Source organism: Streptomyces sp. NPDC048419, assembly GCF_043200415.1.
Classification (GTDB): domain Bacteria; phylum Actinomycetota; class Actinomycetes; order Streptomycetales; family Streptomycetaceae; genus Streptomyces.
The window spans coordinates 1-16,788 of record NZ_JBICXT010000060.1; the positions used below are offsets into that span (position 1 = coordinate 1).

The following is a 16,788-nucleotide window of genomic DNA, read 5'->3' on the forward strand; positions in this document are numbered from 1 at the left end:
CCTGAGGGCGAAACCCCGTTCCCTGCCCTGCTCCGCAGGAGTCCGATTCATCCCCGGCCCGAAGGCCGGGGCATCCTCGGAGGTCTCAGGTGATGACCGGGCCGAGCATGCAATCCTCAACCCGGCGCGGCGAGGGCTGCGCAGCCTGGCTGCACAAAACCGGGCCGACGTTGGGCACTTGTGCTGCGCGACCGGTCGAGGATCTGGCGCGCCGACCGCGCAGTGCGGCTGTACACGCCGACGGGGAGCCGGTCTTGTGTGGTGTCGGCCCGGTTTACAGGTCGTCGGGCAGAAGGCGGAATGCCTTGTGTCCGGTCAAGGGCCGGATCATGCGGAAGTGCCGGTCGGTGGTGAACAGGGTCTCGGTCCGGTAGGCGGCGGCCAGGGCGACGTTCATGGCGTCGGTCAGTCCGATGCCTTTGCCCTGGTCGGCATCGGCGTAGCCTTCGGCGACTGCGATCGCCGCGCTCAGGTGCGCGGCCAGGGGCGGGATCTCGAAGCGGCGCATGACCGTGTTGCGTTCAATGAACCGAGCTGCGGTGAGGGCTTTGCGGGCTCCGGCCCGTGCCGAAATCAGGTAGTCCAGTTCGGCCAGGACCATGGGGGAAATGACGAGGTGACTGACTGCCACAAGGGCTTCCTTGTGCGCCTCATGGCCGTTGAGTTTCGGATCGAGGAGGCGGTACAGGGCGTTGGTGTCGGCAATTGCGATCACGGTCAGGCGCCCATTCCCTTGAGAGTCTCCTCGATTTCGTCGTCGGTGAGGTCGGGAAGACCGAGGTCGGGAAGGTCGATCGCTCCCATGGGGTCCGTGGGGTGCGGGGGTACGTCCTCTTCGTTGATCGGCACCACCCGGGCCACCGCGACGCCGTTCTTGGTGACGGTCACGGTCTCCCCGCGTGCTGCTGCAGCGAGGATCTGCGAGGACTTCTGGTTGAATTCTCGGGCCGTAGTCTCCATGTAGTACATGTTACTACACCATGTGGGTGAAGACGCCGGTACACAACGTGAGGGCGCCGAGGAGCGGTGGTTTCCACGGTTCCGGGCGGCCACATGCCGTTGCACCGCACGGCCCGATCGCGCAGCCGAAACGGTCGGTTGCGCATCGGGGCGAGGATCCTGCGCAGTCGTGCTGCGCGATCCGGCTGCGCAGTCGCCGGAGAGTTCCTGATCTTCTCTTGCACAGGTGCGGGCGGCGCACTGCGCAAGCGCCTGCCACGCCCTGGGCGGTACTCAGGGATGAGTGCGCGGCTTCCCCGGTGCACGGTCGCGCAACGGTCGTCGGCCGGCAGCAGTGTGCCGAAGGTGCTGTTTCTGTCACGGGCCCGCAGCCGGCCCGTGGTCGGGTCTGTGGTCGGGGCGACCATGACCCCGACCACGGACGTCGTGTCCCCATCGTGACCGTGGTCGGCCTGTGGTGGTCGATGGTCTGGTCGGGGGCGGCGGGTTGTCTCGAGGTCAGCAACGTCCGTTCTGACCTGGGAGATTGACCATGTCCCCTGGCACGCAGGCCTCACCCGGCGAGGCCGCTGCTCCGATGGCGGCCGCCGCCCAGCTGGAGGCGATGCGGCGCCGGGTCCGCCTGTCCCGCGTGGCGGCCTGGACCGTCATCGCGGCCGGCCCCCTCGCCCTGTGCGTCGCCCTCGCCTCCCACCCTGCCACGGTCGAGGCCACCGCGGCGAGGCCCGCCGCCGTGCGCACCGCGACGGCGGGCGCCGCCGACCCGGGCGGCTATGCGCAGTTGTTCGTCGGTGCGTGGCTGCGCAGCAGCGCGGACGACGCCACGAGTGCGCAGGCACGGCTTGCGCAGTCGATGGCGCCGCACGTGGACCTGCCCGAACCGGCGGCGGGCGCGCAGTCGGCGCTGGAGGCGGTGATGACGCTGCGCAGTGCGCAGACCGGCGGCGGCTCGTGGTCGGTGACGGTGGCTGCGCAGTACGCCGACGGCTGGGTCCGCTACTACACGGTGCCGGTGGCCGCCGACCGGACGGGGAGCTCGTTCACGGTGACCGGGGCGCCCGGTGTGGTGGCCGGCCCGGCCCGCGCCGGCGAGACGACGTCGCCCTACACGGTGATCGTCCCGGACGGTGATCTCTCCGCCGCGGTCGGGGAGTTCCTGGCCGCCTACCTGACCGGGGCCGGCGAGGTCGACCGCTACCTCGCGCCCGGCGTGCACCTCAGCGCCGTCTCCCCGGCCCCCTACACCTCGCTGTCCGTCCAGCAGGTGTCCGCCGTCGAACAGGCTGCGGCCGCCGACCAGGTCCCGCCCGACGGCAGAAAAGTCCATGTGCAGGTGGCAGTTGAGGCCCGGGACGGTTCCGGGCGCTGGCCGCTGGCCTACGAGCTCACGCTCAGGGCCCGCTCCGGCCGGTGGGAGGTCGCCGCGCTGGAGTCCGGCGGCACCGTCCAGGACGGGAGGCTGCGGTGACCACGCTGCACAGCCTGATGCTTGCCGGGCAGCTGGACGATCTCGGCAACAGCTGGATCGACATGTTCAGGAACTGGGCGACCAAGGGCCTGCAGACCGGACTGGTCGTCCTCGTGGTCGTCATCATGATCCAGAAGTTCTCGCTGAAGGCGGGCATCGGCGCCCTGCTGCTGATGGTGATCGCGCTTGGCCTGTACAACGCGCGCAACGACCTGGCCAACATGTTCACCGACGAGGTGAAGCACCCGTCCAAGGGCGCACCCGCCCACCGCGTCGTCGTCCGGTCCGAACTCCCGTCCGGCCATGACCGCTCGTCCGGGTCAAGGGGCCTGCTGTGACCGCGGCCGCGGCACGGGTGGGCCGCTTCTACACCACCGCCCGCCGCCACCCCTGGGTGCTGGGCAAGGTCGCCGACTGGAAGATCCCCCTGGGCCCCTACACGCCCGCGCAGATCGCCCTCGCCGTCGGCGGTGGCTTCCTCCTCATCAAGACGATCAGCTGGTGGTCCTGGCTGGGCCCGATGCCGATCGTGGCGTGGGTGCTGGCGATCTGGGCGGTGCGCCGGCCGAAGATCCGCGGCCGCGCCCCGATGCAGGCCGCACTGGGCTGGGTGCTGTTGGGCTGGCAGCCCCGTGGCGGGCGCATCGGTGGGCGGGCCGCCCGCGACCGCGCCCCCCGGCCGCTGCTCGGCGGCTTCACCATCGAGGGCGCACCCCGGCTGGCCGCCACCGCACCAGCGATGCCGGCTCGGCCCAGCAGGCGCGCGCCGGGCCGGGCTGCGCACCCGGGCCGACGCCCGGCTGCCGGCCGCGTTCGCGGGCACCGCCCAGCACAGCTGACCGCCCTCCCGGCCGTTCCGGTGTCGGGTGTGCAGCAGCTGCTCGCCCGCGCCCAGCACAGCGGAGGTGCGCGGTGAGAGTGCCGATCCGTCACATCGCCGGCCATCTGGTGTGGTCGACGCAGGGCAGCGTGTGGGCCCTGTACCGCCTCCACCCCGGCCCCAACGAGCGAGGGCAGCGCGAGGAGACCATCCAGGGCACCTATGTCCCCGCTGCGGTCCGCGACGAACAGCTGGCGAAGATCACCCACCTGGTGCGCTCGCTGTCCGGGGCGCCACGGCTGTTCGGGCTGTGCGCGCAGGTCGACCCGGGAGAGATCGCCCTCAACATGATCGAGGGCATCGAACCGGCCCACCAGGCAGCGGGTTCGGGGCCACATCCATGGGTGGAGAACGTCGAGGCCACCCTCGATCTGCTGGACGGCCAGGAGATGCACCGCCGCACCCTGTGGCTGGCCGTACCGCTGCACACCGAGCCTGGCCGGCTGCAGTTGTCGGCCTCGCTCGGCGCGGCATGGGCGCAGCTGTCGCCGCTGCTGGGCGTGCGTCCGGCGCCGGTGTCCCTGCGGGAGGTGACCGCCTACCGCGAGCAGGTCTTACGGGTGGAAGCCGCGCTGGCCGGTGGCATCGCCTTCCGCCCGGCCCGCCCGGCGGAGATCGTCTGGATGATCCAGCACGCCCTGCACCGCGGCCTCGCCGAGCCCCTGCTCGCCGAGGCCGAAACCAGCGGCCTGTATGACGGACAGGTCCGCGACGGCGTCCTGCGCTCCCCCAGCTACGCCGACCTCGGCCAAGTCCGCCTGCAGGAAGGCGGCATCGACGCCGAACTCGACGACATCGACGACCTCAAGAGCACGGGCCAACTCACGCGCTCGGGCCGCACCGCCTGGTGGCGGCTGCACACCACATCGCCGCTCGGGCGGCGCTGGCTGCAGATCGAAACCGACCAAGGTATCGGCTACCAGGCACAGCTGGCGCTCGCCGAGTGCCCGCCGGCGGTCAGTCAGGACGCTGCCGACTTGTTCGCGCAGCTGGAGACGCTGGACTTCCCCGTCGACTACACGGTCGACCTCACCCTGGTCCCGGCGGAGAAGGCGCGCGATCAGGTGCGGCGCAAGAAGAACGAACTCATCGACCAGGCCGACCAGTACGACGCCCGCCCCACCGGCATGCCCGCCTCCCTCACCGAAGCCGCCCGCGATCTGGGCGAGCTGGATGCCCGGCTGTCCCGCACCTCCGTCGAGGTGGAGGTGCAGTCCGTCACCGTGCTGACCGTGTGGGGGTCGACCGCCGCCCTCTGCGACGCCCGCGCAAGGGCGCTGGCCGCCCTGCTCGGCGGCGCCGACTACCGGGCCGTGCGCCCGGCCGGACTGCAGGAGGCCCTGTTCACCCTGGGCCTGCCCGGCACCGTACGCCCGGGTGTGGTGCGGGAGTTCACCCAGCACCAGATCAGCGAGGACTGGGCGCTCGCAGGTGCCTTCACCACCACGGAGGTCGGCGACCCGAACGGCATGTTCCTCGGCATCGACCTGGACTGCGGCACCACCCGCCCCGTCATGATCAACCTGGCGGATGCGCCCAAGGTCGACGCCTCCGCCTCCATGGGCATCATCGGAGACCTCGGCGCGGGCAAGAGCGTCCTGCAGAAACTGATCGCGGAAGCCGTGTGGGCACGGGGCGGCTGTGCGATCTGCATCGACCGCACCCCTGTGCGCGAGTGGGCCACCTTCGCCCGCACCGCCGCCACCGGCCGCGTGCAGATCGTCGACGCCGCCCAGGCCGAGGTGTCCATCGACCCGCTGCGCATGTTCGACGGGCCCGAGGGACGGCACTACGCCCTGTCCTACCTCACCCTGCAACTCGGCATCGGCCCGATGAGCACAGGCGGCGAGGTCCTCCATCACGCCGTCGAACAGGCCGCGCTCAGCGACGCCCCGTCCATGCACCGCGTGCTTCAGGTCCTCGAGGAGATGGCCACCCGTGAGGCGGGCAGGCGCCAGGACGCGGCCGCCACCCTGGCCGGGCTCATCCGGGTCGTGGCCACCAGCCCTTTGGCGGCGATGGTGTTCGACCCGATGCTGCCGCCGGTTCGGCTGGACGCCTCCAGCGCCTCCGACATGATCGTGATCACCACCACCGGTCTCAAGCTGCCACCCAAGCAGGCCTTCGACCAGCCCGAAGTACTGCACCAGCAGCCGCTGGAGGCGCTGATCGGTCGTGCCGTGCTCTACCTGATCGCCGCACTCGCCCGCCAGACCGCGTTCGAGGACCCCGAACGCTTCACCGCGGTCGTGCTGGACGAGCTGTACTGGCTCACCTCGTCGGCCGAAGGTACCGCCCTGGTCCACGAGATCCTCCACGACGGCCGCAAGCACGGCGCCGGCCTCATCGCCGGATCCCACGACGCCGACGAACTCGGCCCCGACCGCGGCCTGATGGCCTACCGTGCGCTCGCGCGCACCGCGGATCGCGAACGCGCCCGCCGCGGACTGGAGTTCGTCGGCCTCGACCCAGCCGACCCGGAGTTGCTGCGGCTGGTCACCACCGGCCTGTCCCCCATCGGCCAGAGGGGCCGGGAGGGCGAGTTCCTGCTGGCCTGCCCGCGGCAGAACACCGGCCGCATCAAGGTCGCCATCCCCCGCATCCCCCGGATCGCCACCTCCATCACCACCACGCCAGGACGCCGCACCAGCGCTCCCACCCCGACTGCGCCTGAGTCGCTTGAGTCGCCGGCCGGCCAGGGGGATGGGACCCGACCGAGGGAAGGCGCCCGATGACTCCTTCCTCCTCGGGCCGCGCCCGTCGCCTCGTCGCGGCCGCGAGCGTGCTGGCCGTGATCGCACTCGCGGTCGCCCTCCTGGTCCTGGCCGCCAAGTCGGGGCTGCCCAAGGCGTGGTGGCCGCACACCGGCCGGGCCTTCGCCTCCGACGCACGTGCCGCAGACCAGGATCCGTGCGATCTGATCACCGGTCCCGGCAAGGCGTACTGCGAGCGCAGCGCCTCCACCAACGCCCAGCACACCGACAGGGAGCCGGACACCGTCGGTGCCGCCCTCCGGCTGGTGCCCGCCGGTGCCGGAGTCGCGGCCCTGCTGGTGTGGCGGCGCCACGGCGCCAGCGAGCAAGGACGGCGCTGACATGGTGCGTCCCGACCGCGCCACCCTGCGCTCAGCTGGCTTCGTCGTGGTGGTCACCGGCGCGTTCCTGATGGTCAACACCCAGGTCGTCTACGCGGCGAGCAGCACCAGCGAGGCCGGAGACTTCCTCGCCCCGCTCAACATCACCTCCTCCGAGGGGGTGTTGATCAACGGGTACGAGCTGAACGCGTCCAGCGGGTCCATCGTCGACTTCAAGTCACAGGCCCTCTCCTTCGCCCTGTCCGGCCTGTTCACCCTGATCCGGCTGCTGGTCGGCCTGGCCGGGTGGGCCATCGAGGTCGCCTTCCGCTTCCCGCTGCTGAAGATCCTCACCCGGCCCGCGCAGAAGGTCGCCGACACCTACGACCACATCGTCGTCGACAGCCTCGGCCTGAAGGGGCTGCTGCTGGCCTGGGCGTTCGTCTTCGCCGCCTTCATGATCGTGCGCGGCCGGGTGGGCCGCGGACTGGGCGAAATCTTCCTCACCCTGCTCATCGGCGCCATCGCCGCCTCGGCCCTCATCCGCCCCGACACCCTCCTGGGCCCCGACGGCCCACTGGGCCAGTCCCAGCAGGTGGCCGCCGAGGTCGCCCAGCAGAGCGTCAACTCCTACGACTGGGGCGGCAAACTCGCCTCCAAGAGCCCCTGTGACGGCATGGCCGGCCACGCCGAGACCAAGTGCCTCAAGGAAGACGCACAAGCACCGGTCTCCGGCGCAGACGTGGCCCGCCCCCTGCAGGACTCCATCACCAACGCGCTGATCGTCAAGCCGTACATGCTGCTCGAGTACGGGCGCATCCTCGACCCCGCCAAGGCTTCCGATCGCAAGGCCTACGCCGTTCACCTGAAGTGGGTGGCCGGCGGATACAAGGCCGGCTCCACCAAGAAGGACGACAAGAACGACCCCTGCCGACTCATCAAGGGCCCGGCGAAGAAGTTCTGCCAGCGCGATCGCGCCGCCAAAAACACGGGGGACAACTGCTCGCTGCTCGACGGCCAAGCCAAGGATGTCTGCGAGAGCGACGGGCTGCCAGCGCTGACCCCGGGGGGTGAGCTGCTGGATGCCGCCCACCCGGTCGTCAGCGAGGAGGATCAGGAGTTCGCGGCCTTCCTCGCCGACATGAAGAAGGCAGGCGATGTCGGCAAGGCCTGCGCCGACTACGCCCAGAAACCCACCTGGTGGCGCGTCGGGGGCGCCGGACTCCTACTGATCGCCGCCCTGTTCGTCTGCGGCATGCTCCTGTCCAGCGCCATCGTCCTGCTCGGCACCCAGGGCGTGTGCGTGGCCGCGGCCGCCGCGGGCGGCATCACGTTCGTCGCGGGCATGCTGCCCGGACCGGCCCGCCAGTCGGTGTGGAAGTGGCTGTCCCTGTGGGGGATCGCGATCCTGGCCGTCGTCGCGATCAGCGCGTTCGTGCCGTTCTTCGGCATCGCCGTCGACGCCACCCTCACCCACGGCCCCGACCTGATGGTCGAGCGGATCCTGCTCATCGACGTCCTCGCCATCGCCGGCGCCGCCGGGCACCGCCGCCTGCTGACCGGGATCACCTCCTTCGGCCGGCGCATGGCCATGCGAATGCGCTACGCCAAGGTCGGCGGCACCCACCTGCCCGGCGACACCTCCGAACTCGGCGCCGCCCTCGCCATGAACTCCCCCACCGCACTCGGCGGCTACGGCGCCGGGCGGCGCGCGTTCACCGCCGGCGGGGGCGGCCGGTTCGGGCTGCTGGGCACCCGCCAGCGCCTCATGGGCGCCCTCGCCTCCCTCACCGACGGTGCGGGGATGCCCGTCGACACCGGCAGGGTGCTCGCCGACGCTACGGCCGAAGCCGGCCGGGGTCTGGCCCCGCTCACCGCGGCCGCCGCGGTCGGCGCACTGGGGGTCCGGCTCGGCGGGAAGGGCGCGTATGGGCTGCTGGTCGGCCGCCGCCCGGACCGCGAGCAGCTGGCGAAATGGCGCAAGCCCACCGCCGACGGCGACCCTCCCGAGGGTGGCCCGTTGGACGGCGGCCCTGGTCCAGGAGGTTCGGGGCCGCGGCGTCCCGGCGGCGGTCCGGCCGACCGGTATCGCAACGAGGACGGCCAGGTCGTCGACCCGCGCACAGGGCAAGTACTGCACGACCAGAACACAGACCGCACCCTGCTGTCGACGCGTGCCCACAACCGGCTGGTCCGCTTCCGCGGCTACCGCATCCTCCACCGCGGCGGACGCACCGCCTACGGGGCGACACTCGGCCTCAACGCCAACGTCCGGCGTGCCAGGGCGGGTGGTTCACGCTACGCCCAAGACGCCCGCCAGCAAGTGCGAGTGTGGGGCAACACCGTCCGCGAGGACAGCCGGGCCTGGACCGACACCGGCCGCCACGTCGCCCGCCTCATGCGCGAGGACACCAACGACCGCGGCGGCACCAGCCCCTTCAGCAGCCGCCGCCTGGCCCCCCGCCGCACTTCCACCTCCCCTGGCACGCGCGGCGCGAACCCTGATGCATCCCGGCGTGGGCCCCGGCCAGCTCCGTCCAGTCCGCCTGGGCCACGGCCAACGGCGCCACCGCCTTCGTCGTTCATCAGCCCGCCACCGGTCCGGGAGACGGACGAATCGGCAGACACGCACGGCTCGGCCAGCACGGACAATGCGGGCGCGGTGCGGGAGGCGATGCGCAAGGCCGAGGCGCTGCGCGCGATGCGGGCCCGGTGGAGTCGCGAGCACCAAGACGGTGACGGCGAGTGAGGCGGGGCCGACGCCTGGCCCGATGGGGGTGTGTGCTGGCGCTGTTGATGTTCGCCGCCGTGTGCTGCGCCGCGCCGGTCGGGAACGCGATCAGCGCCTACGTCGCGCTGGCCACGGGCGGGCAGGACGACGGCGGGATCGCCGAAGGGGGCAGCGCCGCGGACATCCCGCCACGCATGCTGACCGCCTATAAGAAGGCCGCGCAGCACGTCGGCACGCATGTGCCCAAGTGCGCGGGCATGCGCTGGCCGATCCTCGCCGGGATCGCCAAGATCGAGTCCAATCACGCCGCCAGCCGCAGCATCGCAGCCAACGGCGACATCCGCCCCAAGATCTACGGAGTGCTTCTCAACGGCTCCGGCGCCGGCGGCAACACCACCGACTTCCCCGACACCGACGGCGGTAAGTGGGACGGCACTCCTCAGGGTGAGCGCGCGGTCGGCCCGTTCCAGTTCATGCCCGCGACCTGGGAGTCGGTCGGTACGGACGGCAACGGGGACAAGAGGGCCGACCCGCACAACGCCGACGACGCCGCGCTGACTGCCGCGATCTACCTGTGCGGAGGCGGCCGCGACCTGACGAAGCGGTCCCAACTGAAGGCCGCGATCCTGCAGTACAACCACTCGAGCGAGTACGTGACCAACGTGACGGGATGGATCGACCAGTACACGGCCGCCGCCAGGGGCCCGGACCTGAAGAACGTCTCCGGCAAGGCCCGTGCGGTCATCGAGGCGGCTCTCTCCCAGCGGGGCGTGCCCTACGCGTGGGGCGGAGGAACTGCCCAGGGCCCCTCGGCCGGCTTCTGTTGCTCGCCCAGCGGCAAGAGCGGCGCGAGCACACGCGGCTACGACTGCTCGGGACTGACCACCTACGCGTACGCCCGGGCCGGGATCCGCCTGCCACGCACCGCAGCCGCGCAGGCCCGTGTCGGGAAGCGGATTCCCGCTGTCCTTGGCCCCTGGGCGCTCAAGCCGGGCGACCTCGTCTTCTACGCCTACGCGCCGGGCCACGATGCCACGATCTACCACGTCGGGATCTACGTCGGCGGCGGGCAGATGGTCAACGCCGCCCGCCCGGGCACCGTCGTACGCCTGGACGCCGTCGACGCCATGTCCGGCTACGCGGGAGGTGCGCGACCGTGGTGACCTCTTCGCCGCCACGCTCCCCTCGCCTGCTGGTGCTGAGCGCCGTCGCCTTCGGCCTCGCCGGCATCACCCTGCTGCAAGGCTCGCCCGGCCACCAGCCGCCGGGTTCGGCGCCGCCACCGACCCCCTCTGCGACCGCGACGGCAGGCACACACGCATCCCCTGCCCTGCCGGTGCCAACGGCTGGCACGCCGTCGTCGGTCCGTGCGACACCTGCCGGCACACCCAAGGCCGCCGCCTCGACGCCGCCGGCCCGCCCGTCCGCGCTGCCCCCGCACGGTGAGGGCGTAGCAGGCGACCACGTCATCCAACGGTTGCTGCAGGCGGCCTGGCCCGCGGACCTTCCCACCGCCGACCAACGGGAGTTGCTCGTCGCCGGCCGGGCGCTGCTGCGTGCGGACGCCACCGGCGTCGGCCGCGCGACCTGGCCGACGGTCTTTCCCGGCCCACACCGGGCGCTGGCCCCGGCGTTCACGACGGCGCGCTTGCGGATCCAGGCGGCGATCGCCCGCCGCGACGGCGAGGCCACGAAGGCGGTGGTGCACCTGGTGTGGGCCGGCACCGACCGCGGCGGCACCTTCACCGACAACCGCATCACCGATTGGTACTTCGCCCGCAGCATGTCGAAGGAGGGGGTATCCACGTGGACTGCGCTGCCGCGCACCTCAACTACGGGGCGAACGGGTCGCCGACCGGCCAGGTAGCCAGCCTGTTGATGGCGTTGGCCCATCTCATGCTCTGGCTGTACGACCACTGGTACCTGTTCGCCCTGGTCATCGCCGCATGCTGGGGCATCGGCACGCTGGTGGTGCGCCGGCTCGCCGTGCGTGCCTCGGCCGAGCGGATGGCGCTGGAGCTGGTACCCACCCGGCACTTCGAGCCGTCCCTGGAGGAGATCTTCCGCCGCGGTGTGCAGCTGGCCCGTGCCTCCACGGCCATGCCCTGGTGGGCACCCCGCCGAACCAAGGCGGTGCAGATCCGCCTACGCGCGGACGGCAGCACGCCGCTGCGCTACCGCATCGAGGGACCGGCCGGCGCCCAACGGCTGCTGGCCATCACCCCGTTCGGCCCGGGCGTCACGGTCAGCCGCGGCCGGCCGATCGCCGACAAGGCCCGGGAGCACGTGGCGCGGGCGGAGTTCATCCTGCGCGGCCGCCTCACCGCACCGCTGCGCGAGGTGCCGCTGGAACCCGACCCTTTGCAGCCGCTCGTCGACGCCGTGGCCGACTTGCGGGCCGAGCTCGGCGACCTCGCCGAGATCCGCCTCGACCTCCAGCGGGCCCCCAAGTGGACGCTGCGGGCACGGCGCCTGCAGCTGATGGCCCACGCCCGCCGTACCGAGCGGCGCGAGAGCCAGCGGGCCGCCCGCTGGCTGCGCCAGGACGCCGCCGGCGTGGAGGACTCGGTGACGTGGCAGCTGCAGCAGCTGCTCGGCGACCGCCGCAGCGCGGGAGGGGGGCGGCGGCTGGTCATGCCGCCCACTCCGCGCCGGGTGGACCCGGTGGAGGCGCTGGGCAAGCTCGCCGAGGACGACCACCTCGTGCGCGTACAGCTGCTGGTGATGTGCGCCTCCAACATCGAGGGCCGCGCCCAGGCCCGGCTCGCCCAACTCCAGGCCGCCTTCGACGTCTTCGGCGGCCGCTCCCGGTGGGCGATGCGCGGCTGGCGGCTGGGGCCGTGGCGGATCGGCGCCGACCACTGGCCCACACGGAGTGCATTCGAGCGCCGCTGGAAGCTCGGGCACTGCCAGCCCCCCAGGGCGAACTGGGTGCGGCTGGAGGAACTGACCGGTCTGCTCAAGCCGCCCACCGTGCACTGCCGGGTGCCGCTGCTCGCCGACGACCTGCCCACCTTCACGTTCGGCAATCCGGAGCTTTTGCTGCAGGGCATCTACCGCACCCCCGACGGCCGGCGCCGCCTGGTGGCCACCCATGCCGCGGAGACGCTGTTCGAGGTCGGGGTGGGCAAGGCGGGCGGCGGCAAGACCGAACGCGCCCTGGCCCAGGCGATTGGCTGGGCGCACGCCGGCGGCGGATTGATGTTCGTCGACCCGCACGGCGACTCCTGGCCGCGCGCCCGGCCCTTCCTCGCCCACGACCATTTGATGCAGCGCATCGCCCTGATCGACCTCAACGCCCACGGCCCCACCGCGCAGCTCAGCTCGTGGAACCCGATCGGCATGCACCAGGGCCAGATCGCGCACGAGGTCGTCGAGACCACCGTCGACGCCTGCGCGGCCGTCCTCGCCTGGGACGACGCGACCGCCCCGCGCGCGATCACCATATTCACCGCGGCCCTGACGGTGCTGGTCGCCGTCAACGAGGCCGCCTGCCGGGCCGGGCGGCCCGCAGACCAGGCCACGCTCTTTCAGGTGCGGGCCCTGCTCGCCGACGACGCCTTTAGGACAGTAGCGCTCGCGGCGGTGCAGGACCGGCTGGACGAGGAGGCTGGCGCCTGGTGGGACACCGTGTTCCCGACCCTGTCCCCGGACGCGCTCGCCGTGGTCCTCAACCCGATCACCCGGCTGGCCGCCAACCCGGTCACCCGCGCCTTTCTCGGACAGCCCGACGGCGCCTACAACATCCGCGCCGCCATGGACACACGAATGATCGTGTGGGTGTGCCCGGGCGGCAACGGCCCCACCGACCGGCTGCTGACCGCCCTGCTCGCCCGGGACCTGCTGCGGGCCGCGCGCTCCCGCCGCACCATCCCCGAATCCCAGCGGGTGCCGTTCCGCCCGTACTTCGACGAACTGATCACACTCACCGGCGCCGCACCCGAAACCATCGCCGCCATGTTCGAGGACTTCCGCAAATACAAGTGCCACGTCCACGGCATGACCCAACTGCTGTCCCGACTGCCCGGCCCGGTGCGGCACTCCCTGCTGCAAAACGCCTCCACCCTGGCCTGCACCGCGGGCTCCCGCTCCGCGATCGCGCCGATCACCGCCGAATGGGGCGATGCGCCCGGGCCGGAGGTCGTCGCCGCCCTGAACCGCTTCGAGCACTACATGTCGCTGACCGTAGGCGGCCGCCGGATCGGGCCCGCCCAGATCACCGGCCCGCACCTCGACGACGTCTTCGCCGACCTCGCCCGGCCCCGCCAGACCGCGGCCCTCGACCAAGCCGCCCGCACCACCGCACACACCGCACCACTGGAGACGCTCACCGCCCGGGCCGCCGGCCAGCACCTCCGAGTCACCGCCCTCCTCACGCACCTCGCCCCCCACGCCGCGCCGGCCGCTCACGGCCAGGCGGCCGCCGTCGACCTGGACAAGAAGGAATTCGACTGATGACCGCGGACACCCTCCCACCCACGCGCTCAGGGCTGGCCCCCAGCCCGACCGAGCCGCTCCACCATCAACTCCTGGCGGCGCTCAGCCAGCACCGCATGGCCACCACCGGCCAACTCCTGCTCCTGCTGCGCCCGGGGGCCACACGGTTCGTTCTCTCCGGCCCGCTGAAGAGACTGCGCGAGCAAGGCCTGGCCGACTATGTCGTCCTGCCCCAGTCGCACCGCACCCGCGCCTGGTTCCTCACCCCCGACGGCGCCCGCCTGACCCGGGACTGGCCCGCCCTGCGCGGACGGCCCCCCTACCCGATCACCTCCGCCACAGCCGCCTCCCTGCGCACCCCGCACACCCTCACCGTGCTGCGCACCCACCTGGCCTTCGCCGCCGACGCCCGCCACCGCGGCGACGAACACGGCCCCTGGGACTGGACACCCGAGGTCTCCCACGCCATCGGCGAGGGCGAACGCGTGGCCGCCGACGCCGTCCTGCACTACACCGCCATCACCGGCGACGAACGCCGCAAACTACGGGCGTTCGTCGAAGTCGACCGCGCCACCATGAGCGGCGAACGCCTCGCCGTGAAACTCATCGACTACGCCCGCCTGTGGTCCTACCAGCCCCAGCCCGTGGGCCGGCCACGCCCCCGCCGCCCCACACCCGCAACCGGCCCGACCTGGCTGCGCTGGTACCCGGTCTTCCCGCGCATCCTGTTCGTCCTCACCGCCGCCACCCGCCACGTCCTGAACGGCCGCATCAGCGACCTCAAGGCCATGACCGCCCAGCACCCCCTCGTCGCCACCATGGCCCAGCAAGTCCCCCTCGGCGCCGCCGTGCTGGAAGACCTCGAAACCCACCGCCCCACCGCGCCGGTATGGGCACCGCTCACCGGCGGCCAGCCCCAGCCGTGGACTGAACTGTGAACGCCCGTCGAAGCCATGACCGCACGCCCCGTGCCGGACCCAGGCCCGGGCAAGCTCATGCAGCCACCTCTGGTCGGGAAGACACGAGGCGAGGGGACCGACGTTCCTTGCGATACATGCGCGACTGGACCGATGCCGCATGCAGCTGCTATTCGTCTGGGTCCGCGTAGGGTTCAGCGAGCCGCTGGGCCAGGTCGCCCATCCATTCTTGCGCCCAGTTGCGCAGCTCGCTGATGGCGGCGGCGTCCAATCCGTAAGCGTCGAACTCCGCGTCGCTGATCCATTCCAGGCTTTCCAGCCGGTCATGGAGCTCGTGCAGGTCGAACTCCTCCGGGCGCCGTTCTGCCAGGCCTTCCAGCTCTGCCCTGCTGTAGTGGTGACGGGCCGCGTGGACGTCGATCGCGTCACGAGCCAGGCCACGGTCTCCCAACGCGCGCACTTTCGTGCCGATCAGATCGTCAAGATCGAGTACTGGGCCGACGTCCAGCAGGACCGGCGGGCGCCAGAGCACCTCCTTGAGAAGGTCCACCTCGCACGCGGATCCGGTTGCGGGATCGGTGGCGAGGAATCGGGCCTTGAGCGGAGCGACATCGATGACCGTGACGTGCCAGCCCCGCTCGCTCAGGCTGTGATTTCAGATGCTCGACGATCTGGCTCATGGCTGCCGGATGCTCCGTGGCAAAGTCGAGGTCCTGGCTCGGCCGGTGGACAATGCCATGAGCCTGAACGGCATAGCCTCCCATCAAGGCAAGTCCGAAGGGTCGACCGGCGGTGAGCGCGTCCGCCAGCAGGCGGCGATGATGGCCGGGCAGGTCGGGCAGTGTCACGCTGCGGCCGCCGGCCTCAGCTGCGCGAAGCGAGCCTCCCACGCGGTACGCACACCACGGCCCAACATTTTGCGCAAGGTCGGCCAGTAAGCGACCAACTGCGCAGCGTCGAGATAGCGAATGAAATCCTGGTATTTGCCGTTTAGAAGGACAATCCGGTACATCCCAAGCAGCAGCTTCTCATCACCAAGATCAAACGCGCGCAAACCCGACCACGCCAGATGGAGAGGCAAGACGACAGTGCCCTGGGCGGGGCCGCGGAGTTCAGCCAGACTGCCAGGCAGCTGGTCTGACGCTGGCGCCCAGCGGGACACCTCAGCGGCACCCGATACCTGTTCACTCATGTCCTCGCCCTCCCTTCTGCCGAAGGCGTGAGATGAGACCGATGACAGTGTGACCACACCACGCAGAAGCAAGCCTAGCGGTCCCAGTCGGACCCTACATAGCGGAACCTGGAGCTCCACGGGACGTAAGGTCCAGAGGCGCGGATCGGTCACCGGGCGAGGCGCGGGTGCTCACCGCGGTACGGCACCACAGGTTCAGCCGACGCGCACCTCCCGCGCCAGGAAGTGATGCGAGGCGTCCTCGAAGCAGGATGCGCATCGTCCCGGGGCGCCCGTCCCGCGACGATGCGCACCTCGGCCGGGTCCAGGGCCACGAGATACGTCAGGTCCGGCTCCTCGGACCGCTCTGCGGGCGGCTGGAGCGAGCGCGGGAGGCCCGTACGGGCCCGAGCGCACCAGCGTCCGCACGGTCACCGGCGGGGACGCCCGCCTTGACGATCAGGGCGGCGTCGGCAGTTCCCGGCACATGGCGACATCAAGGCCAGGCGGCCTACCTTCGGTGCTCCTCCCAGGAACGTGCCGCTTCCTGCACGGGGGTCGCCCAGTCGTCGGTGCTCTCAGCCGCGATGGAGTCCCAGAGGCGGCGTTGGACGCGGGCCAGGGCATTGAGGCCCTCGGTTGGGGCGAGCTCCCAAGCTGGGTGGGCGGCGGCCGCACGCTCCGCCTGATCGCAGGTGTGGCCGTGCGCGACCAGCCAGAGCAGCCAGAGCGCGGGGTCAATCCAGGCGGCGCCGGTGGAGGCCCATCCCCAGTCCACGAGGAGGGCTCTGTCCGCGGACACGAGCACGTTGTGCGGGTTCCACTCTGTGTGGAGGAGGCTCACCAACTTCATTAGTTATCCCTAGTGTTGTGCATGTATGGTTGCGGGGCATGGAGTTGCTGCGTATGTCCAAGGCTGCGAAGCGTCTCGGGATACACCCGATGACGCTTCGGCAGTGGGCGTTGGACGGCAAGATCCCCTTCACGTGGGTCGGTCGTGAGCGCCGGTTCTCCTCGGTTGATGTGGAGAACATGAAGCGCGGGAGTGACTCTTCAACTTCGCGCCCGCGTCTGGAGTTGCTGTATGTGCGCGTGTCCGGCTCGTCCGGGCAGGAGTCCTCGTTGGAGGCGCAGGAGGCTGAGCTGCGGGC

The 16,788-nt window shown here is 71.3% G+C and carries 15 protein-coding genes and 1 pseudogene; 11 read left to right on the forward strand and 5 right to left on the reverse strand.

Going from position 1 to position 16,788, the window contains the following annotated elements:
• Window positions 1-274: 274 nt before the first annotated feature.
• Window positions 275-721 carry a PIN domain-containing protein gene (locus ACGFYN_RS46190; protein ID WP_393872010.1) on the reverse strand — a complete coding sequence of 149 codons (447 nt, stop codon included), beginning with the start codon at window positions 719-721 and terminating at the stop codon, window positions 275-277.
• Window positions 718-960, reverse strand: a complete 243-nt coding sequence (locus ACGFYN_RS46195) for a type II toxin-antitoxin system Phd/YefM family antitoxin (protein WP_393871996.1) — start codon at window positions 958-960, stop codon at window positions 718-720. Before ACGFYN_RS46195 ends, ACGFYN_RS46190 begins: the two co-directional genes overlap by 4 nt.
• A 532-nt stretch (window positions 961-1,492) precedes the next feature.
• Between ACGFYN_RS46195 and ACGFYN_RS46200 the strand changes: the two genes are divergently transcribed.
• Genes ACGFYN_RS46200 through ACGFYN_RS46245 form a run of 10 tightly spaced genes read left to right on the forward strand, consistent with a single transcriptional unit; the run spans window position 1,493 to window position 14,487 of the window.
• A complete protein-coding gene (locus ACGFYN_RS46200; RefSeq protein WP_393871997.1) occupies window positions 1,493-2,428 on the forward strand; it encodes a conjugal transfer protein in 936 nt (311 codons plus the stop codon).
• Window positions 2,425-2,766 (forward strand): hypothetical protein, encoded by a 342-nt coding sequence (locus ACGFYN_RS46205; RefSeq protein ID WP_393871998.1) that lies wholly within the window; start codon window positions 2,425-2,427, stop codon window positions 2,764-2,766. The genes ACGFYN_RS46200 and ACGFYN_RS46205 overlap by 4 nt, the downstream gene beginning before the upstream one ends.
• Complete coding sequence (locus ACGFYN_RS46210) at window positions 2,763-3,344, forward strand: hypothetical protein (protein WP_393871999.1); 582 nt, start codon at window positions 2,763-2,765, stop codon at window positions 3,342-3,344. The genes ACGFYN_RS46205 and ACGFYN_RS46210 overlap by 4 nt, the downstream gene beginning before the upstream one ends.
• Window positions 3,341-6,043 carry an ATP-binding protein gene (locus ACGFYN_RS46215; protein WP_393872000.1) on the forward strand — a complete coding sequence of 901 codons (2,703 nt, stop codon included), beginning with the start codon at window positions 3,341-3,343 and terminating at the stop codon, window positions 6,041-6,043. The genes ACGFYN_RS46210 and ACGFYN_RS46215 overlap by 4 nt, the downstream gene beginning before the upstream one ends.
• Complete coding sequence (locus ACGFYN_RS46220; RefSeq protein WP_393872001.1) at window positions 6,040-6,402, forward strand: hypothetical protein; 363 nt, start codon at window positions 6,040-6,042, stop codon at window positions 6,400-6,402. Before ACGFYN_RS46215 ends, ACGFYN_RS46220 begins: the two co-directional genes overlap by 4 nt.
• Before the next feature lies 1 nt (window position 6,403).
• The gene (locus ACGFYN_RS46225; RefSeq protein WP_393872002.1) at window positions 6,404-9,130 is read left to right on the forward strand and encodes a hypothetical protein; all 2,727 of its coding nucleotides are present in this window, start codon (window positions 6,404-6,406) and stop codon (window positions 9,128-9,130) included.
• A gap of 32 nt (window positions 9,131-9,162) precedes the next feature.
• Window positions 9,163-10,275 carry a C40 family peptidase gene (locus ACGFYN_RS46230; protein ID WP_393872003.1) on the forward strand — a complete coding sequence of 371 codons (1,113 nt, stop codon included), beginning with the start codon at window positions 9,163-9,165 and terminating at the stop codon, window positions 10,273-10,275.
• Window positions 10,269-10,979: a hypothetical protein gene (locus ACGFYN_RS46235; RefSeq protein ID WP_393872004.1), complete on the forward strand. Its 711-nt coding sequence runs from the start codon at window positions 10,269-10,271 to the stop codon at window positions 10,977-10,979. Before ACGFYN_RS46230 ends, ACGFYN_RS46235 begins: the two co-directional genes overlap by 7 nt.
• Window positions 10,919-13,567 (forward strand): ATP/GTP-binding protein, encoded by a 2,649-nt coding sequence (locus ACGFYN_RS46240; RefSeq protein ID WP_393872005.1) that lies wholly within the window; start codon window positions 10,919-10,921, stop codon window positions 13,565-13,567. The genes ACGFYN_RS46235 and ACGFYN_RS46240 overlap by 61 nt, the downstream gene beginning before the upstream one ends.
• Window positions 13,567-14,487, forward strand: a complete 921-nt coding sequence (locus ACGFYN_RS46245) for a replication-relaxation family protein (RefSeq protein WP_393872006.1) — start codon at window positions 13,567-13,569, stop codon at window positions 14,485-14,487. The genes ACGFYN_RS46240 and ACGFYN_RS46245 overlap by 1 nt, the downstream gene beginning before the upstream one ends.
• A 148-nt stretch (window positions 14,488-14,635) precedes the next feature.
• Here the strand turns inward: ACGFYN_RS46245 and ACGFYN_RS46250 are convergent.
• The 3 genes and pseudogenes from ACGFYN_RS46250 to ACGFYN_RS46260 form a co-directional block, all read right to left on the reverse strand.
• Window positions 14,636-15,308, reverse strand: a pseudogene (locus ACGFYN_RS46250) (nucleotidyl transferase AbiEii/AbiGii toxin family protein).
• Window positions 15,309-15,310: 2 nt separating this feature from the next.
• Window positions 15,311-15,658, reverse strand: a complete 348-nt coding sequence (locus tag ACGFYN_RS46255) for a hypothetical protein (protein WP_393872007.1) — start codon at window positions 15,656-15,658, stop codon at window positions 15,311-15,313.
• Between the two features lie 490 nt (window positions 15,659-16,148).
• Entirely contained in the window at window positions 16,149-16,439 is a 291-nt protein-coding gene (locus ACGFYN_RS46260) for a hypothetical protein (RefSeq protein ID WP_393872008.1), read from the reverse strand.
• An 89-nt stretch (window positions 16,440-16,528) separates the two neighbouring features.
• Between ACGFYN_RS46260 and ACGFYN_RS46265 the strand changes: the two genes are divergently transcribed.
• Window positions 16,529-16,788: excisionase family DNA-binding protein (locus ACGFYN_RS46265; RefSeq protein ID WP_393872009.1), on the forward strand; the 260-nt coding region annotated here is incomplete at its 3' end.